Genomic DNA, 20961 nt, shown 5'->3' with positions numbered 1-20961 from the left:
CCTCCCGCGCTTTGGAGGGGCTGCCCGCTTTGGGCGCACTACAGCGCCGCGCGTCTTTTCAGCAAAGGACGCCTGTCGCAAGAGACTACTTCCGCGCGATGGTCAGCATTGCTCCCACATTCCCAACATTAGGGAACGAGTTCGATTTCGCTCAACCGCCACTCCTTCGTGAAGAACGGTTCCAGCGGGCTGTACAGGCGAAGGAGCGTGAACCAGCCCTTGCCGGGCATTGTCTGGATCCAATTACCCCGTTTCACGCCCTCGGGTTGGGTCGGGCCGAAATAGATCGTCGTCGCGCCATCCGCGTCCGCTTCGGCGGCGGGCGATGGATAGCTCTGGCTGCCAGCGCGCGGGTAGCCTTGCGGCGTCTGGAGCATCGAGCGCGACTGGTTGTCGTAGAGGGTAAAGGACCAGAACGCGGCCGCTGGAATGTCCTTCGGTAGCGTCACCTTGTAGGTCTTGCCGCCGTCGAGGTCGTTCTTGTTGGCGTCCAGGAAACCCATGAGATATTGCGACCCGACCTTGGGGAGCCGCATGATCATGCCGGGCGAGTCGAGCGTGTAGCCGAAGTAGAACGCGGTTTTCGAGTCGAGGGTTCGAGCACCGGTCGGCGGCAATGGTGCGAAAAGACCCTCTTTGGTAATCATCGGCGGCGGGGTTTCGAAATTTGCGCCACCCTCCCACAGCATGTTTCCCCACATTGAGTCTGGATAGTACGACCAATCAGGATGGGGGCCGCTGGAACGCCAGTTCAGCGCACGGCTGGCCGCGTTTCCCACCGCTGCTGCGTCGGTCAGAATCTTCTTCATCCGGTCGTCCGGTTTGAATTCCTTGCCCTTGACGATACCGATGGCTGCCAATTGGCCTGCAAGTTCCGGATTGTAGGAATCGGCCGGCTCTGCCTGAACATTGGCGTTGATCATCTCGAAGAACGAATAGTCGCTTGGGGGGATCGTATTGAACGCCTTGCCGCTCGCCTCGAGGAACCTGGTTTCAGGAAGCGGCGGGTTCGATTCAAGCCTGACTTTGCCTTCGAGCGCCGTTGCGATGCTCGTGCCGACACCGCCCGGCGTGTAGGGATAGATCTTCATATTCTTCTTGATGTTCTCGACAGTCGGCTTCGGATCGTTGTCTACGAGGTAACCGCGAGATGCATAGATGACCCGGTTCGTCTTCGACCGCGCTACATAGAAACCGCCTTCGGGAACCGGACCGTCATAGCCGGGTGGCAGCAGCAGGTATCTTCCGCCTTCGCCGCGGTCGGGGCCGGGGAACCCGACATCGATGATCCAGCCAAACCACATGTCATTGATCGTGCCTACCCCCATAGGAGGTTGCTCGACCACGATCGGCCCCTTAGTCAAATCCACAATGCTGAAATAGTAGACGGTGTCGGCATTGGCCGTGAGGAACAGCGACTTAGAATCCATCAACTCGGGGTAAAGGGTGACCGTGTTGTCCTCCGCGCCGATGCTGAGCAGACCCTTGCGGATCGCATAGGCGGATGCGCCACCATAGCTGTTGAGGAACACGTCAAGGGCGCGGGTAAAATCAAGCGTGTCATAAACCTTTTTGACAGTTTCTGGGCTGGGAGCACCGTCCTTGAACTCGAGCGTACCAATGCGAGACTCGACTTTATCCGGGGTAACCAGGATCGGTGGGATTTCGCCCGCCGTCTGGCCGAAAGCTAGATTCCCGCCGTTGACGACGGTTGCGGTGATAAAAACTGCAACAAATGAAAGCTTTCTTCCGATATGTGTCATGCTGTCCTCCATTTCTTGAGTAAGACTTTGGATTGGCGCGGACAACACCACGTTACCGGGTGTCTATGGCGCGATGCACATGTCCCGTCACCCGAGCTTGCTCCGCGAATACTTTTTGGACAAGATTGTCCTCATGAGATTTTTGAGCCAGTGGGTCTGCAAATCGGACGATGTGAAACCCTTTCACGATGCCGTGAAATAGCAAGTACGTTACAGTAACATACGCGGTAAATGCCCACACTTGTCAGTCGATTCCAGTTTGAGCCTCGCGCAGAAAAGTCTTCTTGAAGAATCGATTTACCATTCAAAGCACGCCCGATCGACGCGCGCTCCTGCGGATCTGCTAGGTCTAAGGAATGTTCAGATTGATACCTGTTGTCGCCGGAAAGCCGGACATTCACCCTTAAGAAGCTTCGGGAGGTATCCGAGGACGACACCTTCAAGGCTTTCTGCCTGATCCGTTAGCCGGAGACGGGGGCCGCCCGGTTTGCATCAACTGCGGACACGAGCGCTGCTATCCGATCCGATGCCAGAAGTGCCGCCGAGAATTCTCGGTCACCTCGAAGTTTGCAACGCGAATTTCCTGGCACAGTCGAAAGTCGACACTGGAGTGTCTGCTTCCCTTAGGATGCGCAGGAGAGTTCCGCGTTTGTCGATGTCCTTGAATAGCGGCGTGACCGAACTTGCAGCGATCTTCGGAGGTTTTCTCGAACGAATTCGGACAGCGCCGTCAGGACGCTAATTCTCGTCGTAGACTTGCAGGACCGTGTCGAAAGCAGCTCGCTGCGGCTCAAAGGTCGCGATCTCGTCTGGGTGGCGGATCCTACATAATTGCGAAATTATGCAGTAGGATCAAATTTAACCTTTCTTAGCAAGTCTCTGTTAGCCTTTTAGAAAGGCGGCTTCCATCAATATGGATCACCGTCGATCCCTTGTTTTGCGTGCAGGTTCTTATGCGTCCATCGGCAGTGCCAGCAATCCTCCTCGCCGCCCTGATCCTCTCGGGATGCGCTGCCAGTTCTGGCGCCGAAGATGTGCTGGGCAACGTGCCGTCTCCGGAAACGACCAATGCCATCGCCCAGCCGAGCGGCCCGATTCCTGCCGCCGCGGTGGGCGTTTCAGCGCCGCAGGCAAGCCCGCCGCAACAGGCGTTGAGCTGGGCTGGACAAGTTCCCGAGCCGCAGGCGCTCGTGCCCGCCGACAGGCCGGTCGGCATGCCGCTGCCGACAGATAAGCCGGTCGCGCTGCTGATGCCGGCCAATCCCGCCGGCAATGCAATGCCCGATGTCGGCACGAGATCGCCGACACGCGGACAAATTTACGGCCACCGGTTCCGCGATGCCAAGCCGATCAACTTCGGCTCCACCTCGCCGAGAAAGCTTGCCGTGCACGGCGTCGACGTGTCGCGTTGGCAGGGCGAGATCGACTGGCAGACGTTGCGGCGGCAAGGCGCCAACTTCGTCTACATCAAGGCGACCGACGGCGGCGATCACCTTGATCCGATGTTCAGGAAGAACTGGCGCCGGGCCAAGGAAGCCGGCCTGAAACACGGCGCCTATCACTTCTTCTACTGGTGCCGGACAGGCGGTGAGCAGGCCGACTGGTTCATCCGCAACGTGCCAAGGGAAGCCAACGCTCTTCCGCCCGTCATCGACGTCGAATGGAACGGCGAATCGAGCTGCAAGAGGCGCATCTCCCCCACACGTGTTCGGGAAAAGATGCAGGTTTTCATGGATAAGCTGGAGCGCCATTACGGTCAGCGCCCGATCATCTATACCGCGCCGGATTTCTACCGCGACAATTTGAAGGGTCAACTGCTCGACTATCCCTTCTGGCTGCGCTCGGTGGCCGCTCATCCCTCCAAGGTCTATCCCGGCCGCAAGTGGGTCTTCTGGCAGTATTCCGGCTCTGGCCTTTCCGAAGGCGTCGACGGCAAGATCGACCTCAACGTCTTCAACGGCAACGAGAGCGATTGGCACGACTGGGTGGCGTCGCGATAGCGAAGCCTGGCCATGGCTCCGCGCCCCCGACCCCGTTCCGTGCCAATCCGGAACAGATGGATGCGAAGATGCGCGAACCTATAGGTCTTTGCTAACGCAACGCCTTCAACATTCCCTAAGCCCTTGCATGTACAAGAATTTCATCCAGTTCTGGGGAAACGGCTGATGAGCATATCGGGCATTACGAGCACTGCTCTTTCGGGAATGCGGGCGCAGACGACGCGGGTCGGCGCAATTGCCAACAACATCGCAAACAGCAGCACGCCGGGCTATGCAAGGCTGAACACCAGCCTCACCTCCGTTGCATCAGGCGGCGTCCAGGTCGTCGTCAGCCCGACCGCATCAGATGTCGATCCTGCCACCGAACTCACCGACCTGATCGAAGCCGAGCAGAACTACAAGGCGAACGCCGTGGTCTTCGAGACCGGCGCCGACATGTGGGAAATGCTGATGAGCATCAAGCGCGACTGAACACGCCCGATTTCATCGGAGACTTGCTGGCGGAGAATTTTCCGCCGCTCTGAAGCTGTCAGGAATGCGCCGGCTCGCCCTGGCGCTGGGCGGCAAGGGCCGCGAGATCGGCAGGCTTCAGCTCGACGGATTCGCCGCAGCCGCAGGCCGATGTCTGGTTCGGATTGGTGAAGGTGAAGCCGGAGCGGAGCGTCGTCATCTCAAACCCCATCTCGGTGCCGAGCAGGTAAAGAGCCGCGGATGGCTCGACCCAGACCTTTGCACCATCGCGCTCGATCAGGTCGTCCTTGGCATTGGGCTCGGTCACGAGGTCGATGGTATATTCCATCCCGGCGCAGCCGCCCTTCTTGATGCCGACGCGCACGCCCTTGGCATCCGGTCCCGAGTTCTCGACGATCGCCTTGACGCGAGCCGCAGCACCGTCCGTCATGCTCATGATTGCAAAGCCCATCGGCTCATTCTCCTTCCGCAACCGGGGTCAAGATCCGGCGCTTCGTGATTCAAATGTAGTCTTCCGAGGTAAACGGATCAATACCACGGTACTGTATCAGTACCAGCCGACGGCGACCTGCGCCTCTTCCGACATGCGGTCCGGCGTCCATGGCGGATCGAAGGTCATGGCAACCTCGACGCCCGACACGCCCTCGACGGCGCCGACGGCGTTTTCGACCCAGTCGGGCATCTCGCCGGCCACCGGGCAGCCGGGTGCAGTCAGCGTCATCATGATTTTCACCATCCGGTCGTCCTCGATGTCGATCTTGTAGATCAGACCGAGCTCGAAGATATCGGCGGGAATTTCCGGATCGTAGACCGTCTTCAGCGCGCTGATGACGTCGTCGCTCAGCCGTGCCAGCTCATCGGCCGGAATGCTGGAATGCACGATGCCTTCGCGCACGTCGATCTTCTGTTCGCTTTCGTCCAGGCTCATCACGGACACTCCTCAAGCAAAGAACTTGCGCGCATAATCAAGCGCATCGGCCAGGGCATCGACCTCGGCGCGGGTATTGTACATGCCGAAGGATGCACGGCATGTGGAGGTGACGCCGAAGCGTTTCAAGAGCGGCATGGCGCAATGCGTGCCGGCCCTGACCGCAACACCCTGCCGGTCGATCACCATCGAGACGTCATGGGCATGAATGCCGGCAAGCTCGAAGGAAAAGATGCTGCCCTTGTCGGGCGCCGTCCCGAAGACGCGCAGCGAGTTGACGGATTTCAGTCGCTCGACCGCATAGGCGGCAAGATCGGCCTCATGCCGGGCGATCGCCTCGCGGCCGATCTTCTCCATATAATCGAGTGCGTAACCCAGCCCGATCGCCTGCACGATCGGCGGCGTGCCGGCCTCGAAGCGATGGGGCGGATCATTATAGGTAACCACGTCCTCGGCGACTTCGAAGATCATCTCGCCGCCGCCCTGGAAGGGGCGCATCTCGAAAAGCCGCTCCTTCTTGCCGTAGAGCACGCCAATGCCGGACGGGCCATAGAGCTTATGGCCGGTCATGACGTACCAGTCGCAATCGATATCCTGCACGTCAACAGGCAGATGCACAGCGCCCTGGCTGCCGTCGATCAGCACTGGGATGCCGCGCTCATGCGCGATCCGGCAGACTTCCTTGACCGGAACGATCGTGCCGAGCGCATTCGACATATGGGTGATGGCGACGAGCTTGGTGCGCTCCGTCAGGCTCTTTTCGAAATCCTCGATATGGAAGGCGCCCTCGTCGTCAACAGGCACCCAGACGAGTTTGGCCCCTTGCCGCTCGCGGATGAAGTGCCAGGGCACGATGTTGGAATGGTGCTCCATGATCGTCAGGGCGATCTCGTCGCCTTCGCCAATCTTCGGCATGCCCCAGCCATAGGCCACGGTATTGATCGCTTCCGTCGAATTCTTGGTGAAGACGATGTCGTTCACCGAAGGCGCGTTGAGGAAGCGGCGGACCTTCTCGCGCGCTCCCTCATAGGCATCCGTCGCGGCGTTGGAAAGATAGTGCAGGCCACGATGCACATTGGCATATTCATGGGAATAGGCATGCGAGATGGCGTCGATCACCACCTGCGGCTTCTGCGCCGATGCGCCGTTGTCGAGATAGACCAGCGGCTTGCCATGCACCTTTTCCGCCAGGATCGGGAAATCCCGGCGGATGGCTTCGACGTCGTATTGCGTGGCCGGCACTATCTTGTCCATTAATATATCCGATCAGGCGTGCTTTTCGAGCCAGGCCGAAATCACGCCTTCCAGCGCCTCGACCAGGGCTTCATCATCAAGTTCCTCGACGATCTCGGCGACGAAGGCGTTGACGAGCATCGCCCGCGCCTTGTTCTCCGGAATGCCGCGCGCCATCATGTAATAGAGATGGTTGGCGTCGATATCGGTCACCGTGGCGCCGTGGCCGCACTGCACGTCGTCGGCGAAGATTTCGAGCTCGGGCTTGACCGAGAATTCGGCATCGTCGGACATCAACAGCGTGTTGCAGGCCATCTTGGCATCGGTTTTCTGCGCATCGGGCGCCACCCGGATCATGCCCTGGAAGACGCCCTTGGCGCGGTCGAAGACGACGTTGCGGATGACTTCGGTAGAGCCGGTATTCGGCACGTCGTGGCCGAGCACCATCGTCACGTCGGTATGGCTTTCTGCCCCGAGCAGGTTGATGCCGCGCAACGTCAGATCGGCGCCCTCGCCCGTCACCTTGATATGCAGCTCCTGGCGCACCAGCTTGCCGCCGGCATTGATGACAAAAAGCCGGAGCTTGGCGTCAGCGCCGAGATCAATGCGGATCTGCCCGAGATGCGTATCGTCGGCCCCCTGCTGCTGCAGGATGATCCAGGTCAGTTCCGTGCCTTCGCCAACCGTGATGTCGGTGACATGGGACACCAGCGCAGCATCGCCGGTCACCGTGCGGTGACGCTCGATGACGGTCGCCTTGACACCGGCGCCGAAGGACACAGGCAAGCGCGTATGCGTCTGCCCGCCCGCATGGATGAACTGGATTTCGAGCGGGTTTTCAAGCTCGGTCTCGGCAGGCACGTCGATGACATAGCCATCGCGCACGAAGCTGCCATTGATGCGGCCGACCGCGTCGTCGCTGCCGAGCGCATCGAGCCCGCCTGCGGCAGAGCCGTCAAGCAGACGTTCGGAATAGGCCGAAACGCCAAGACCGTCGACCGTAGCCTTCTGGTTGGAATGGCCTTGGATCACCGCCAGCACCGTGGCATCAGCAACGAGCGGCTCCAAAGCCTCCGAGCCGGCATCGCCCGCCTGCTGCGGAACGGTGCGCAGCAGATTCTTGAGGTCGGTATAATGCCAGGCCTCGATGCGGCGCGTCGGCAGGCCGGCCTTCTTCAGGTCGTCGAGAAGCCGGTCGCGCAGTGCCGTCACCGCGCCATTGCCCGGCAGCTCGCCGATCTGCTGGTTGAAAGCCTCGATCAGCGCCGTCTCGGCCGCAGTCAGGCGGCTCGTCGTCTGCATGTTCATGGACGTCGTCCTTTCCACCCGAAACTCAGGCCGCCGTGCCGATGATGTCGGCATAGCCGTTGGCTTCCAGCTCATGCGCCAGCGTCTTGTCGCCCGACTTGATCACCTGGCCCTTATAGAGCACGTGGACGGTATCCGGCACGATATAGTCGAGCAGGCGCTGGTAGTGGGTGATGACCACGACCGCGCGGTCCGGCGAACGCAGCGCGTTGACGCCGTCGGCGACGATCTTCAGCGCATCGATGTCGAGGCCGGAATCGGTTTCGTCAAGCACGCACAGCTTCGGTTCGAGCAGCGCCATCTGCAGGATCTCGGCCCGCTTCTTTTCGCCGCCGGAGAAGCCGACGTTCAGCGGCCGCTTCAGCATCTCGGTATTGATCTGCAGCTTGCCGGCGGCATCCTTGACGCGGCGCATGAAGTCCGGCGTCGTCAACTCGTCCTCGCCGCGCGCCTTGCGCTGCTCGTTCATCGCCACCTTCAGGAACTGCATGGTGGCGACGCCCGGAATTTCGACCGGGTACTGGAAGGCGAGGAAAATGCCCTTGGCGGCGCGCTCGGCCGGATCGAGCTCGAGAATGCTTTCGCCATTGTAGAGAATATCGCCCTCGGTGACTTCGTAGTCGCTGCGGCCGGACAGCACATAAGAGAGCGTCGACTTGCCGGAGCCGTTCGGCCCCATGATCGCGGCAACTTCGCCGGCCTTCACCGTCAGGTTCAGGCCACGGATGATCTCGGTGCCGTCTTCGGCGATGCGGGCATGAAGGTTTCTGATTTCAAGCATCTTTGGTTCCTGCGTTTTCTCTGCGTAGCTCGTCGGAGCCTCGCGTAATTTGTAAGGACATCATCATGTGGGGCTCGGTGCTATCGCCCAAAAAAACGGATGACACGGAAAACCGCGACCGTTACGAGCCAAAGCCATTCGAGAAATTCCGGGATCCCCTGAACGATCTTTCCCGGCTTTTCCATGCGCTGCTGGAGAAACACATAGGGCTGCTCCGGCGGTTTCTCGGTTTCATATCTCTGCTCGCGGGGGCGAATTTTCGCCAATATCTCCCCGCGCATGTTTTCCAGACGTTCAAGAATGCGTTTCTTGTCCGTCTCGTTCATGTCAGCCCACGCTGCCCTCGAGCGAGATGCTGATCAGCTTCTGCGCCTCGACGGCGAATTCCATCGGCAGTTCCTGCAGGACTTCCTTGACGAAGCCGTTGACGATTAGTGCGATCGCCGCTTCGGTCGGGATGCCGCGCTGCAGGCAGTAGAACAGCTGGTCCTCGGAGATCTTCGAGGTCGTGGCTTCATGCTCGAACTGCGCCGTCGAATTCTTCGCCTCGATATAAGGCACGGTATGGGCGCCGCACTTGTCGCCGATCAGCAGCGAATCGCACTGGGTGAAGTTGCGCGCGTTCGAAGCCTTGCGGTGGGCCGAGACCTGGCCGCGATAGGTGTTGTTGGACACGCCGGCGGCGATGCCCTTGGAGACGATGCGGCTCGACGTGTTCTTGCCGAGATGGATCATCTTGGTGCCGCTGTCGATCTGCTGATGGCCGTTCGATACCGCGATCGAATAGAACTCGCCGCGGCTGTCGTCGCCGCGCAGAATGCAGGACGGATATTTCCAGGTGATTGCCGAGCCGGTTTCGACCTGCGTCCACGAAATCTTCGAACGGTCGCCGCGGCAATCGCCGCGCTTGGTGACGAAGTTGTAGATGCCGCCCTTGCCGTTCTTGTCGCCCGGATACCAGTTCTGGACGGTCGAATATTTGATCTCGGCATCATCGAGCGCAACGAGTTCGACGACAGCCGCATGCAGCTGGTTTTCGTCGCGCTGCGGCGCCGTGCAGCCTTCGAGATAGGAGACGTAAGCGCCCTCTTCCGCGATGATCAGCGTGCGCTCGAACTGGCCGGTGCCCTTCTCGTTGATGCGGAAATAGGTCGAAAGCTCCATCGGGCAGCGAACGCCCTTCGGCACGAAGACGAAGGAACCGTCGGTAAAGACCGCTGAATTGAGCGTCGCATAGTAGTTGTCGCTGGTCGGAACGACGGAGCCGAGGTACTTCTGCACCAGTTCCGGATACTCGCGGATGGCTTCTGAGATCGACATGAAGATCACGCCGGCCTTCTTCAGCTCTGCCTTGAAGGTGGTAACGACCGAAACGCTGTCGAAAACAGCGTCGACGGCGATCTTCGGCTTCTCGACGCCGGCAAGGATCTCCTGCTCACGCAGCGGGATGCCGAGCTTCTCATAGACCTTCAACAGCTCCGGATCGACCTCGTCGAGCGACTTTGGACCCGGCGTGCTCTTCGGCGCGGCGTAATAATAGATGTCGTTGAAATCGATCTTCGGATAGTTGACGCGCGCCCAGGTCGGCTCTTCCAGCGTCAGCCAGCGACGATAGGCCTCGAGACGCCATTCCAGCATCCACTCCGGCTCCTGCTTCTTCGCCGAAATGAAGCGGATGATATCTTCGGACAGGCCTTTCGGCGCCTTGTCCATCTCGATGACGGTCTCGAAACCGTATTTATACTGGTCCACATCGATCAGGCGCACCTGGTCGATTGTTTCCTGCACCGCAGCCATCTCATTCTCCAATCTCGCCGGATACAAGGTCCGGCAGCTTGTAGCGTTTGGGCAATTACCTTGCCCCTCATGTAAGAGGCCAAAAGGGACTTTTCAGCCCGATTGGCAAGCAGAAATTTGCGTTTCCGCAAGTTTTGACAGCGGGCACGCCGCCTCCCCAGCCGACCTGCGCCGGTTGGCGATCTTTGCGAAAGCCGCAATCGCCCTGTCGATATCCTCTTCCGTCGTCGAAAAGCCGAGCGAGATGCGCAGCGCCCCGAGCTTGGCGTCACGGCCCATCGCCGTCAGCACATGGCTTTCGCCGAGCCGGCCGGACGAGCAGGCAGAGCCTGCGGATAGGGCAACGCCTTCGAGGTCGAAAGCAATCTGTCCAGTCTCGGCCTTCAGCCCCGGTAGGGTGAAGAAGATCGTATTGGCGACGCGCTCGCCGCCCTCGCCGTGGATCATCACATCGGCTGCTACCTCACGCATGCCGGCTTCCAGCCGCTCGCGCAACACGCCGATCGCCGCATTACGCGCCTCGAGTTCGTCTGCCGCGGCTTCTGCCGCCGCGCCGAAGCCGATCAGCGCCAGCGAATTCTGTGTCCCTGAGCGGTGACCCCGCTCCTGCCCGCCGCCTTGGATCAGCGGCCTGGGCATCAGCGCCTCGCCCTGCGCAATGAGCGCGCCGGCACCCTTCGGCCCGCCGATCTTGTGCGAGGAAACGATCATGAAGTCGGCGCCGATCTTGCCGATATCGAGCGCGATGCGGCCGGCCGCCTGCACGGCGTCGACGACGAAGAGCCCGCCATGGGCGTGGACGATCTTTGCCGCCGCCTCGACCGGCTGGACGATGCCCGTCTCGTTATTGACGAGCATGATAGCGACCATCGGCAGGCCGGCGGCCTTGTCATGCGCATCGAGCAGCAGGCCGAGCGCATCGAGATCGACGATGCCGGCTTCCGTCACCGGGATCTCCGTCATCTTCTCTTTGGCGAAGCGGCCGCCTTCGCGCACCGCCGGATGCTCGATCGCCGAGAAATAGAGATGGCCAAGGCGGAGCGGCGTGCGGCCCATGCGGAAATCCGACGTCAGCACCAGATTGGCGGCCTCGGTCGCGCCGCTGGTAAAGACCACATTGCCGGCATCGGTGCCGGCAAGTGCTGCCACCTTGCGCCGTGCGCCTTCGATGGCGGCGCGGGCGGCCCGGCCCTCGCCGTGAACGGAATTTGGATTGCCGAAAATGTCGATGGCGCGCATGATCGCCGCGCGTGCTGCGGGGTGCAGCGGCGCTGTGGCGTTCCAGTCGAGATAAAGGCGTGGCGGCGCCATGATCTTCAGTCCTGCGCTTGACGAGCTTGCTTCAGCATCCGCGGTTCATTTTTCTTGAAATTTCCGCCGGGCTTGCCTTATGACACATTCCACGATGCGTGGATCGCCATGCAAGTTTCGAATTGTTCTAAACTGCGTTTTAGAAAAGCTGACAACACTAGTCAAGTCATGTTGTCATCCAACGCAGCGCGAACGCGAAATAAAACCCGGAGTACCAATGCCCGAAGTTATTTTCAACGGCCCAGCCGGCCGTCTTGAAGGCCGCTACCAGCCCTCCAAGGAAAAAAGCGCGCCCATCGCCCTGATTCTGCATCCGCATCCGCAGTTCGGCGGCACGATGAACAATCAGATCGTCTACCAGCTCTTCTACATGTTCCAGAAGCGCGGGTTCACGACGCTGCGCTTCAATTTCCGGGGAATCGGCCGCAGCCAGGGCGAATTCGACCACGGCGCCGGCGAGCTCTCGGATGCCGCCTCGGCGCTCGACTGGGTGCAGAGCCTGCATCCTGATTCCAAGACCTGTTGGGTCGCCGGTTATTCCTTCGGCTCCTGGATCGGCATGCAGCTCCTGATGCGCCGGCCGGAAATCGAAGGCTTCATGTCGATCTCGCCCCAGCCGAACACCTACGACTTCTCCTTCCTGGCGCCCTGCCCCTCCTCCGGCCTGATCATCAACGGCGAGGCGGACAAGGTGGCGCCTGAGAAGGATGTGAACGGCCTTGTGGAGAAGCTGAAGACCCAGAAGGGCATCCTGATTACCCATCGCACCGTCGCCAACGCCAACCACTTCTTCAACGGTCAGGTGGAAACGCTGATGGGCGAATGCGAGGATTATCTCGACCGCCGCCTCAACGGCGAACTGGTGCCGGAACCGGCCGCCAAGCGGATTCGCTGACACCACAAATCTCAGCCTTATCGATGCCATGACGGTCCGGAACACAACCGGGCCGGCTGTGCCGGAACAGACCACCTATCGTGTTGCAATCCATGTTGCAGTGCGGTAGGGTCCTCGCGATCCTAACAAAAGCGAGGTCCGCAATGACCAAGTCGTTCGGGGAAGTCCTCGATAAGTATAGGGGAATTGGTCCGGGGTTCGATTTTCTTCGAATAGGGCTCGCCTTTTCCATCGTATTGACCCATTCCTTTTTGTTAACCGACAACAATGACTTCATCAGGGGGTCAGTATTCTGGTTCACTGAATACGCTCTTGTTCCGATGTTCTTCGCTTTGAGCGGATTTCTGATCGCCGGCAGTGCACAGCGCCTGAGCCTCCGGAATTTCCTGATCAACCGAGGCTTGCGCATCGTCCCAGCGCTTGCCGTCGATATCGTCGTTTGTTCGCTGATCATCGGACCGATCATCACGGTCGTCTATCATTCCGAATATTTTACCGATCAGCGGTTTTTCAAATACTTCCTGAATATCGTCGGCTGGATTCATTACGAGCTTCCGGGCGTTTTCCAGGATAATCCGAGCCAGCGTGTCAACGGCGCTCTGTGGACGGTTCCCTGGGAAATCTTCTGCTACATCATCATGTCGTTCCTGATGATCACCGCCATTGTGAAAACGCGCTACAAGCTGCTGGCGGTGACGATCGCCTACATCGTCATCGGCCTTATCGTGCAGAAGATGCCCTACCTGTTGCCGGGCTCGATCAAGCCGATCGCGCGCTTCCTGTTCATGAGCCGAGGCTCCCAACTGATAACGGCCTTCATGATGGGCATCGTCGCCTTTCAGTTCAGGGCAGTCATTCCGCATTCCCGCTGGATATTCGGCGCTGCCTGCCTGGTCTGCATCGTCGCCATCCTCACCCTGGACAGCCGAGCGACGGAGTCGGTGCTCAACCGGCCCTTGGTCATCACCTCTCTTGTTTACATCACCGTCTTCGTCGGCCTGTCCGAGGTGCCCATCCCGGCCTTTTTCAGGAAAGGCGACTATTCCTACGGCGTCTATCTTTATCACGACCCGTTTTTACAGATCTGGATCAGCTCGTTCCCGTCGGTTTTTCTCTATCCGAAATATGGTGCGCTGGCGCTCTATCTCGTCGGCCTGCCATCGGCTCTCGCCGTTGCGGTGCTGTCCTGGCATTTCATCGAGAAGCCGATCCTCGGCCTTCGCAAGAAATTCTCATTCATCGCCCAGGTCAGGGGCGTCGAGGATGGCAATCAGGCTGGGCGCGAATCCCATGTCCGACCGGTCGCCGTCAAGAGTTAGAGCTTTGCCGGCCGCATATCGGCGGTCAGTCCGAAAACCGTGTCCAGCACTCCATCGATCAGGATCGGCGCGCGTTCGCGCATGCCGATCTTTCTGAGGACGCGTTGCGAGGCGATGTTTTCGGGATGCGTGAAGGCGATGAAGCCCGATGCAAACTTCCTTTCGAAGAACCAGTCGGCAAGCGCACTCGCCGCTTCCGTTGCCAGGCCCCTGCCCCACGCCTCCTCGCGCAGGGAATAGCCGAGTTCGAATTGCTCGTTCCTGAACTTTGAAATCCCCGCACGGCCGACAAATCGACCGTCCTCGGCGAGGAGCTTGTATTTGGTCGTGCCGTCGCGCGCCTGTTCCTCGAACCAGCCGCGCAGCCGTTCCTCAGCCTTTTGGAGGCTCCACGGCACGTTGCCGGACAAATATCGGGTCGTCGCCATCGTCGAATGCAGCTGTTGCACCAGGGTCCCATCGCCTTCGTCCCACATGACGAAGGTAAGCCGTGGCGTCTTCAGCATGACCCGCTGCTCTCTCATGGCGTCGCCAGCACCCCGCCGCTGACGGGAGCGTCGACTCCCGTCGTGCCGGGGAATGTCAGCGGCAGTCCGTCCAGCGACCGGACGGCGAGATAGGCCCAGGCCTCGGCTTCCATCGCATCGCCGTCGAAGCCCGGCTCCTCCGCCGTCAGCACCCTCGAGCCCAGCCTTTCGGCCATGACTGAGAACTCTGCCATCAGAGTGGCGTTCAGCCGCCCGCCGCCGCAGACGATATAGATCGCTGGGGTCTCCGGCAGGAAACTGGCGGATTTGATGATCGAGGCGGCGGCGACATGCGCGAGCGTCCGGGCGCCGTCTTCAAGGCTCGCTTCCTCGGGCTGAAGCGGTGCAAAATCGCCGCGGTCCAGCGACCGGCGAATATTGCCGCGGAAGAACGGGCTTTGCAGATAGCGTTCCGCCAGGCTGGCCACGACCTTTCCGCGCCCACCGATCTCGCCGCTGGGGTCATAGGTTTTACCGGTCTGCATCTCCACCCACTGGTCGATCAGCGTATTGCCCGGACCGCTGTCGAACGCCGATATCCGTCCGTCGGTGCCGATAAAGGTGAGATTGGAGATGCCGCCGATATTGACGAAGCACACTGCCTGTCCCGCCTGCTGGAATTTTCCCGCAAGTGCTGCGTGATAGGCCGGCACCAGCGGCGCGCCCTGCCCGCCATGAACCATATCGTTGGCGCGCATGTCGTAGACCACCGATATGCCGGTTCTCTTCGCCAGTTCCCCGCCGTCGCCAATCTGGATCGTCAATCCCTCATCAGGGTGATGAAGCACCGTCTGGCCATGGAAGCCGAGAACATCGACGGCATCGGCAGAAAGCCCGAAACGCTCCATGAATGCCGTAACGGCAATTGCATGCCGCCAGGTGAGTTCAAGCTCGATCTCGCGAAGCTCAGCGGGTCGTTCGCTCCTGTCGGTCAGTGGACGCGACAGTTCCAGCGCCCGTTTGAGCTGCCCGCGAAAATCCGGATCATAGGGCACGCCCATGAACGGCCCGCGCTCGATGAAGCCGCGGCCGTCGGTCCTGATCAACGCGACGTCGATTCCGTCCATCGACGTGCCGCTCATCAGCCCGATCGCGGTCCTGATGACATCCATGAGGCTTGCCTCCCATGCGATTCCCGGATGCACTTTTATAAAAACAGTGCTAAACGCGCCGCGACAGATCAACAACAACGAACTTGCGCCAAGCCCCCATGGGGTGCGGAGCAGACACCAAGAGACGAAACCTATGTCCGAGTTCAAGTCCGATTTCCTCCGCACGCTGAAAGAGCGCGGCTTCATTCATCAGATCTCCGATGAAAGCGGCCTCGACGACCTGTTCGCCAAGGAAACCGTGACGGCCTATATCGGCTACGACCCGACGGCATCCAGTCTTCACGTCGGCCACCTGACACAGATCATGATGCTGCATTGGCTGCAGGCGACGGGCCACCGCCCGATTTCGCTGATGGGCGGCGGCACCGGTATGGTCGGCGATCCCTCTTTCAAGGAGGAGGCGCGTAAGCTGATGACGATCGAGACGATCGAGCAGAATATCGCCTCGATCAAAACCTGCTTCTCGAACTACCTCGATTATGAGAGGCCTGCCACCGCCGCGCTGATGATCAACAACGCCGAGTGGCTGCGCTCATTGAATTATCTGGAGTTCCTGCGCGATGTCGGCCGCCATTTCTCGGTTAACCGCATGCTGTCTTTTGACAGTGTGAAGACGCGCCTTGACCGCGAACAGTCGTTGTCCTTCCTGGAATTCAACTACATGATCCTGCAGGCCTACGATTTCGTCGAGCTTGCCAAGCGCTACGATTGCCGCCTGCAGATGGGCGGTTCGGACCAGTGGGGCAATATCGTCAACGGTATCGATCTCGGTCACCGCATGGGGACACAGCAGCTCTATGCGCTGACATCGCCGTTGTTGACGACGTCGTCCGGCGCTAAGATGGGCAAATCGGCTTCCGGTGCAGTCTGGCTGAATGCCGATCTGCTGCCTGTCTATGACTTCTGGCAATATTGGCGCAATACCGAGGACGCTGATGTGCCGCGCTTCCTCAAGCTTTTCACCACGTTGCCCATGGATGAAATCACAAGGCTGTCGGCGATCGGTGGTTCGGAGCTGAACGAGGTCAAGAAGCTCCTGGCAACTGAGGTTACCGCGATCCTGCACGGCCGCACGGCCGCCGAGCAGGCCGCTGAAACCGCGCGCAAAACCTTCGAGGAAGGCAGCCTCTCGGAGAACCTGCCCTCGGTCGATATCCCTGCCACCGAACTCGACGGCGGCATCGGCCTGCTGTCGCTGATCGTTCGTGCCGGCCTTGCCTCGTCGAACGGCGAAGCCCGCCGTCACGTCCAGGGGGGCGCGGTCCGCATCAACGACGAGGCGGTCAGCGACGAACGCAAGATGATCGGCAGCGGCGAAATCACCGCTGACGGCGTCATCAAGCTCTCGCTCGGCAAGAAGAAGCACATCCTGATCCGCCGCGCGGCGTAAGGACTTCAATTCCGAACCGATATCAAAGCCGGCGCCCGCGCCGGCTTTTCTTTGCCTCACTATTCGGGTCGGCGGGCAAGATCATTCAGCTCCCCGCCGGTATTCTTCGTCATCTCGTCTGGTCTCCTAAGAAGATAGCCCGGCGGATCAACGCTAGAAGCGGGCTTCACCCGCGACCACCAGCTGATCGAGAAGATCGGCGGCGTCATCATTGCGTCCAGAGGAACCATCAGGACGTGGTCGGAACGGATGACCGCCTCTTGCGATTTCAGCCGCACGCTCTTTTCCGCAGAAAGCGAGGCGTCGCCAATCGTGACTGCGAGCACGGCGGCCGATGCGAAAGAAACTGTCCGGGCGCACTGCATGGCATCCTCCGACATTGCACCAGCCGTTGCTTGCTGGCCGGGACAATACAGTACATCAGGTTTACCTAAAATAGGCAAAGCATCAATGTCGGACTGGTCAGGATAGGTCGGAATTGGCCTTGCCGAGGACGAACCTGCGCTTTTCTCTGCTGCGATCCGGCAACAAGTCACACACCGGACGATTTGTCGGAACCTTTTGCACCTGCCGGGATCTGCGACCTCCCGGCTTCCCCCGCCTCACTGGAATTCGAAGATCTGCCGGAAAACACCAGGCGCGATGATCGACAGCGGATTGATCTGCAGGTTCGGCTGGTCGAACTTGCCTGTCAGCTTGAAGGTAATGCCGATCAGGCCGCGGTCGCTGCCATTGCCGAGGATGACGCCGATCAGCGGCAGTTCGGCGAAGAGGCGGTTGAGGCCGTAGGCCGGCATGAAGGTGCCGGTCATGTCCATGTTGCCCTTGCGGTCGCGCACGATGCCCTGGAAGGTTGCGCCGATCTGGTCGCCGCGCAGCACGCCGTTCTCGATGCCGACCATGCCGTTGCGCGAGACGACACGGGCAAAGCCGCGCTGGAAGCGCTGCGACGAGGTATCGATGTCGCGCTTGACCGCTTCGTTGAGGCTGCGCTGCTCACTTCCGACCGGCGTCGAAACGATCGACCGCAGGCGTTGTTCGTTGACGATCGCGAAGCGGCGCACGTCGAGCGAGCCGTCCCAGCCGCCCTCCGCCCCCAGCCGGATCGCCAGATTGAGCAGGCCGCCCTGCATGTGCTGGTAGAGATCGGCGAAACGCGAAACCGCGCCGGCATCGCCGCTGGTGATGTTGATGACGCCGCCGTCCTTCATCTGGCTGACCACGGCCTCGCCGCTGTCGGTAACGGCGGAAAAATTAAGCGCCTGCAGCTTGTCGCCGCGCAGTGATATTTGCGCCTGAAAATTGCCGACCTTCTCGTCGTTGAAGCCGATGACGTTTTTCAGCCTGGCGCGCACCGATACGCCGGTGTCGCCGGCATCCCCATCACCATCACCGTCCGAGCCTGATTTCAACCGCTGGATGACCGGCCGCGCATCGGCGCTGTCGCCGGAGACCGAGACGTCGAAATTGCCTTTGCTGCGTTTCACCGACAGGGCGAAATCGTCGAGCGAGGAGAGCTTGACGCTGTCGAAATCGGCCGAGATCAGCCCGCCTTTGCCAATGTTCAGCGATCCGTTGGCGCCGAAACCGTCGCCCTTCAATCGAAAGTTCTTGATCTGGGTATTGTCGGCCGGGCCTGATGTTTCGAATTCGGCCGTGGCGGCAATGCCGCTGCCCTTCGCCCAGCCGATCCACGGCAGTTCGAGCAGCGACCTGGTGAGGTCGAGCTGGACGTCCTGCCGGTCGTCGTCGATCCGCGTCAGCACCATCTTCACGCTGCCGCCGACGATGCCAGAAAGGCCGGGTATCAGCTTGTTGCGCTGGTCCTCGGAAAGGGTCGCGGTGATCACCCGTTGTTTGGCCGCTGTGTCGGATGCCTCGACCGGTTCGGTAAGATCGATATCGGCCGGGACACCGTCGATCTGGGCTTTGGCATCGAGCGTGATCCGCTTCGGATTGCCGTTCAGCGTGCCGTCGAGATTGCTGATCATCCTGCCGGAAAACGGCTTGGCAAGATCGATATCGGTGAGCTTCATTGCCGCCGTCCATTCGGCAGGCGGCGGGTTTTGCGAGGAGAGCAGGCCGAAATGAGCCTTCACATGCGCCTCGATCCGGCCCTTGAGGTCATCGGGCGTAAAGCCGGCGCGCTGCAGCACCCGGATCGGCCGGTAGGTCAGAAGCTCGCCGACAGCGTCCGCCGCCCCTGAGACCGCGAGATCGATATCGGCCATCAGCGGTTTATCGTAGGTGGCGGGCAGAATGAACGTCCCCTGCCCGAGACCGACGGACCGGCCGGAGGGGAAATAGGAGGTGCCGCTCTTGATCGCGATCGTCGCAACCGGACCGGTCAGGTCGAAATGTGCTGACGTGTCGCGGATCGGCGGAATGTCGCCGGCGACGTTCATCCGCGCCTCTGCAATGTCGAAGCCGATGCGGATCTGGTTGGCGTCGAGCTTCAGGCCCTTGCCGCCGGCTGCCTCGTCCAGCCTGCCGAAAGGAATGAAGACGGATATGGTAGCGTTGGTGACGGTGCCGCCAAAGAGATTGCCGTGCACCCAGGTGCGCACCTTGGGCGCCATCCAGAACGGCCAGAGCTGCTTGATCGCTGTCGTCTGCAGCTGCGCCGACTGGCCGGCGAAGCTGATTTCCGGGGACTTGTCGCCGAGCTTGACGTGCAGCGATCCGTAGAGCGCGCCGAGCGAGCTGGAGACGGTCATGTTGGGAAACTGGAATTCGCGGCCGGCGACCATGTAGCGCCCTGTCGCCTGGATGTCGAAGGAAAGCGGCGGCTCGCCGGAGCCGCCGGGGGCTGCCGTGCCGCCGCTGACGAGCAGGTCGATACCGAAGCCTTTGCCGGCCTGCGGGTCGAGTTTGTCGAGATCGATCAGCGCGCCGTTGATGGGAAGCGTGGTCGCGCCGAACCGGGCGTTCGATCGGGCGATCTCGAGCGTCTGCTTGGTGAAATCATAGACGAGATTGATTTGCCCGCCCGACAACTCCTGCGGATCGCCATCCGCATAGATCTGGCCAGGATTGATGTCGATCGTCGCCGCCAGCGCCGGCTGCACGCCATCGCGCGCTCGGGTGGCCGACACTGTCAGATCGGCAAAGGCACTCAGTCCTTGCCGGATCATGCCCTGATCGTTGCGTTTCAGCGCGAAAGGCGTGAGGTCGGCATGCTTGAGCGTCGCCACGACCTTGGACACGTGGCCGTCTTCCTTGTCGGCCAGCACGTCGAGCTCCGCCACTTCGCCGTTGAGCGCGACTTCGCCGGTCAATTGCAGCGAGGACGGGCCGGCATGGGCAAAGACGAGATTGTCGATGACGAGCGACAGCGGACCGTTGGCGGTATCGGCAAGCTTGATGTCGATGCCGGAGATGCGCACCGAATTGGTCGAGCCGCGCGTCACGATGCTGTCGAACATGTCGAACTGCGAGAAGATCTTCTCCATCGCCGCCGGCATGGCGTCGATGCGCAGATCGTCGAGCTTGACGGCATTGCCGGAGGGCAGAAGCGCGGTATCGAGCGCGATATCCTCCGCTTCGATATCCGCGACGGCGATGCGGCCGCGGAAAAGCTGCAGCGGATCGAGCCCCAGGCGCACCGAACCCGTCGTCGACAGGTGCTGGCCGCTCTCCTGGTCGATCATGTTGACGTTGCGCGCTTCCAGCGCCAGCCGAAAATCCGAGGTGAAGCGGATGACGGTGGAGCCGACCTCGGCACGGTAGCGCGGTCCGGCCACGCCATTCAGCGCCGCCTGAGCCTGCTGCGACAGCGGCTTGTCGAACATGCCGCTCTCGACGGTGAAAACGATGCCAGCGAGAATAACGAGGATCAGCCCCAGAAATCCGCAGGTCAGCTTCGCCGTGCGGCGCATCGGCGAACGCGGCGGCGGGCAATGAACGATGATCGGATCCTCGGCCTGGGCGGACGGCAAGCGGTCCAGCGCAACGATATCCTTCTTGCGAAACGTGACCTTTTCGCCGCGGATGGCTGACATGCGCCCTCGGGCTCTCCCTTTAAGTGAAGAATTGAACCCGGCCATGCTGGACGGGTATCCGTCCACTATATAATTCGGGGAGAGAAAGTGTCATCCACAAACCCGGCAAAAGAAAGGTTTTCCCA

18 protein-coding genes are annotated in these 20961 nt (G+C 60.6%); 5 read left to right on the top strand and 13 right to left on the bottom strand.

Annotated features, from left to right (window positions below; genetic code table 11):
* Positions 1–128 precede the first annotated feature (128 nt).
* Positions 129–1763, bottom strand: coding sequence for a DUF1254 domain-containing protein (locus tag FFM53_RS00705; protein WP_173883520.1), 1635 nt, complete (start codon positions 1761–1763; stop codon positions 129–131).
* Positions 1764–2716: 953 nt separating this feature from the next.
* On the opposite strand from FFM53_RS00705, the gene FFM53_RS00700 reads away from it, so the two are divergent.
* Both FFM53_RS00700 and FFM53_RS00695 read left to right on the top strand, forming a co-directional pair.
* Positions 2717–3763 carry a glycoside hydrolase family 25 protein gene (locus FFM53_RS00700; RefSeq protein WP_138389104.1) on the top strand — a complete coding sequence of 349 codons (1047 nt, stop codon included), beginning with the start codon at positions 2717–2719 and terminating at the stop codon, positions 3761–3763.
* A gap of 165 nt (positions 3764–3928) precedes the next feature.
* Complete coding sequence (locus FFM53_RS00695) at positions 3929–4234, top strand: flagellar basal body rod protein FlgC (protein WP_138389103.1); 306 nt, start codon at positions 3929–3931, stop codon at positions 4232–4234.
* 58 nt (positions 4235–4292) lie between these two features.
* Here FFM53_RS00695 and sufA read toward each other — a convergent pair whose 3' ends face one another.
* The 8 genes from sufA to FFM53_RS00655 form a co-directional block, all read right to left on the bottom strand.
* Entirely contained in the window at positions 4293–4685 is a 393-nt protein-coding gene (sufA, locus tag FFM53_RS00690) for a Fe-S cluster assembly scaffold SufA (RefSeq protein WP_138389102.1), read from the bottom strand.
* A gap of 96 nt (positions 4686–4781) precedes the next feature.
* Positions 4782–5162: an SUF system Fe-S cluster assembly protein gene (locus FFM53_RS00685; protein ID WP_138389101.1), complete on the bottom strand. Its 381-nt coding sequence runs from the start codon at positions 5160–5162 to the stop codon at positions 4782–4784.
* Positions 5163–5174: 12 nt separating this feature from the next.
* Entirely contained in the window at positions 5175–6416 is a 1242-nt protein-coding gene (locus FFM53_RS00680) for a cysteine desulfurase (RefSeq protein WP_138389100.1), read from the bottom strand.
* Positions 6417–6428: 12 nt separating this feature from the next.
* A complete protein-coding gene (gene sufD, locus FFM53_RS00675; protein ID WP_138389099.1) occupies positions 6429–7703 on the bottom strand; it encodes a Fe-S cluster assembly protein SufD in 1275 nt (424 codons plus the stop codon).
* A 25-nt stretch (positions 7704–7728) separates the two neighbouring features.
* Positions 7729–8484, bottom strand: coding sequence for a Fe-S cluster assembly ATPase SufC (gene sufC, locus FFM53_RS00670; protein ID WP_018445225.1), 756 nt, complete (start codon positions 8482–8484; stop codon positions 7729–7731).
* 80 nt (positions 8485–8564) lie between these two features.
* Positions 8565–8810: a hypothetical protein gene (locus FFM53_RS00665; protein ID WP_138329343.1), complete on the bottom strand. Its 246-nt coding sequence runs from the start codon at positions 8808–8810 to the stop codon at positions 8565–8567.
* A gap of 1 nt (position 8811) precedes the next feature.
* Positions 8812–10281, bottom strand: coding sequence for a Fe-S cluster assembly protein SufB (gene sufB / locus FFM53_RS00660; protein ID WP_138389098.1), 1470 nt, complete (start codon positions 10279–10281; stop codon positions 8812–8814).
* Positions 10282–10374: 93 nt separating this feature from the next.
* Complete coding sequence (locus FFM53_RS00655) at positions 10375–11592, bottom strand: cysteine desulfurase family protein (protein WP_138389097.1); 1218 nt, start codon at positions 11590–11592, stop codon at positions 10375–10377.
* Positions 11593–11809: 217 nt separating this feature from the next.
* Here FFM53_RS00655 and FFM53_RS00650 point away from each other — a divergent pair, with 217 nt between their 5' ends.
* Both FFM53_RS00650 and FFM53_RS00645 read left to right on the top strand, forming a co-directional pair.
* Entirely contained in the window at positions 11810–12487 is a 678-nt protein-coding gene (locus FFM53_RS00650) for an alpha/beta hydrolase (protein WP_003540001.1), read from the top strand.
* A gap of 143 nt (positions 12488–12630) precedes the next feature.
* Positions 12631–13806, top strand: coding sequence for an acyltransferase family protein (locus FFM53_RS00645; RefSeq protein ID WP_017988451.1), 1176 nt, complete (start codon positions 12631–12633; stop codon positions 13804–13806).
* On the opposite strand, the gene FFM53_RS00640 is transcribed toward FFM53_RS00645, so the two are convergent.
* Both FFM53_RS00640 and FFM53_RS00635 read right to left on the bottom strand, forming a co-directional pair.
* The gene (locus tag FFM53_RS00640; protein WP_138389096.1) at positions 13803–14330 is read right to left on the bottom strand and encodes a GNAT family N-acetyltransferase; all 528 of its coding nucleotides are present in this window, start codon (positions 14328–14330) and stop codon (positions 13803–13805) included. The genes FFM53_RS00645 and FFM53_RS00640 overlap by 4 nt on opposite strands.
* Positions 14327–15445 carry an anhydro-N-acetylmuramic acid kinase gene (locus FFM53_RS00635; RefSeq protein WP_138389095.1) on the bottom strand — a complete coding sequence of 373 codons (1119 nt, stop codon included), beginning with the start codon at positions 15443–15445 and terminating at the stop codon, positions 14327–14329. Before FFM53_RS00635 ends, FFM53_RS00640 begins: the two co-directional genes overlap by 4 nt.
* Positions 15446–15578: 133 nt before the next feature.
* Here FFM53_RS00635 and tyrS point away from each other — a divergent pair, with 133 nt between their 5' ends.
* Complete coding sequence (gene tyrS / locus FFM53_RS00630; RefSeq protein WP_138329337.1) at positions 15579–16835, top strand: tyrosine--tRNA ligase; 1257 nt, start codon at positions 15579–15581, stop codon at positions 16833–16835.
* Between the two features lie 59 nt (positions 16836–16894).
* Here the strand turns inward: tyrS and FFM53_RS00625 are convergent, their stop codons facing one another.
* Complete coding sequence (locus FFM53_RS00625) at positions 16895–17215, bottom strand: hypothetical protein (RefSeq protein WP_138330039.1); 321 nt, start codon at positions 17213–17215, stop codon at positions 16895–16897.
* Between the two features lie 222 nt (positions 17216–17437).
* Positions 17438–20836 carry a YhdP family protein gene (locus tag FFM53_RS00620; RefSeq protein ID WP_138389094.1) on the bottom strand — a complete coding sequence of 1133 codons (3399 nt, stop codon included), beginning with the start codon at positions 20834–20836 and terminating at the stop codon, positions 17438–17440.
* Between the last annotated feature and the right edge of the window lie 125 nt (positions 20837–20961).

This window comes from Rhizobium indicum (assembly GCF_005862305.2).
In the GTDB taxonomy this organism is placed as follows: Bacteria; Pseudomonadota; Alphaproteobacteria; order Rhizobiales; family Rhizobiaceae; genus Rhizobium; species Rhizobium indicum.
The sequence above is the reverse complement of the archived record's forward strand: the minus strand, read 5'-3'. Positions and strand labels throughout refer to the sequence as shown.

Bases quoted from the DNA above. Each gene is read 5' to 3' on its own strand.
- FFM53_RS00705 (WP_173883520.1), bottom strand. From the start codon at position 1,763: ATGACACATATCGGAAGAAAGCTTTCATTTGTTGCAGTTTTTATCACC.
- FFM53_RS00700 (WP_138389104.1), top strand. From the start codon at position 2,717: ATGCGTCCATCGGCAGTGCCAGCAATCCTCCTCGCCGCCCTGATCCTC.
- FFM53_RS00695 (WP_138389103.1), top strand. From the start codon at position 3,929: ATGAGCATATCGGGCATTACGAGCACTGCTCTTTCGGGAATGCGGGCG.
- sufA (WP_138389102.1), bottom strand. From the start codon at position 4,685: ATGGGCTTTGCAATCATGAGCATGACGGACGGTGCTGCGGCTCGCGTC.
- FFM53_RS00685 (WP_138389101.1), bottom strand. From the start codon at position 5,162: ATGAGCCTGGACGAAAGCGAACAGAAGATCGACGTGCGCGAAGGCATC.
- FFM53_RS00680 (WP_138389100.1), bottom strand. From the start codon at position 6,416: ATGGACAAGATAGTGCCGGCCACGCAATACGACGTCGAAGCCATCCGC.
- sufD (WP_138389099.1), bottom strand. From the start codon at position 7,703: ATGAACATGCAGACGACGAGCCGCCTGACTGCGGCCGAGACGGCGCTG.
- sufC (WP_018445225.1), bottom strand. From the start codon at position 8,484: ATGCTTGAAATCAGAAACCTTCATGCCCGCATCGCCGAAGACGGCACC.
- FFM53_RS00665 (WP_138329343.1), bottom strand. From the start codon at position 8,810: ATGAACGAGACGGACAAGAAACGCATTCTTGAACGTCTGGAAAACATG.
- sufB (WP_138389098.1), bottom strand. From the start codon at position 10,281: ATGGCTGCGGTGCAGGAAACAATCGACCAGGTGCGCCTGATCGATGTG.
- FFM53_RS00655 (WP_138389097.1), bottom strand. From the start codon at position 11,592: ATGGCGCCGCCACGCCTTTATCTCGACTGGAACGCCACAGCGCCGCTG.
- FFM53_RS00650 (WP_003540001.1), top strand. From the start codon at position 11,810: ATGCCCGAAGTTATTTTCAACGGCCCAGCCGGCCGTCTTGAAGGCCGC.
- FFM53_RS00645 (WP_017988451.1), top strand. From the start codon at position 12,631: ATGACCAAGTCGTTCGGGGAAGTCCTCGATAAGTATAGGGGAATTGGT.
- FFM53_RS00640 (WP_138389096.1), bottom strand. From the start codon at position 14,330: ATGAGAGAGCAGCGGGTCATGCTGAAGACGCCACGGCTTACCTTCGTC.
- FFM53_RS00635 (WP_138389095.1), bottom strand. From the start codon at position 15,445: ATGGATGTCATCAGGACCGCGATCGGGCTGATGAGCGGCACGTCGATG.
- tyrS (WP_138329337.1), top strand. From the start codon at position 15,579: ATGTCCGAGTTCAAGTCCGATTTCCTCCGCACGCTGAAAGAGCGCGGC.
- FFM53_RS00625 (WP_138330039.1), bottom strand. From the start codon at position 17,215: ATGTCGGAGGATGCCATGCAGTGCGCCCGGACAGTTTCTTTCGCATCG.
- FFM53_RS00620 (WP_138389094.1), bottom strand. From the start codon at position 20,836: ATGTCAGCCATCCGCGGCGAAAAGGTCACGTTTCGCAAGAAGGATATC.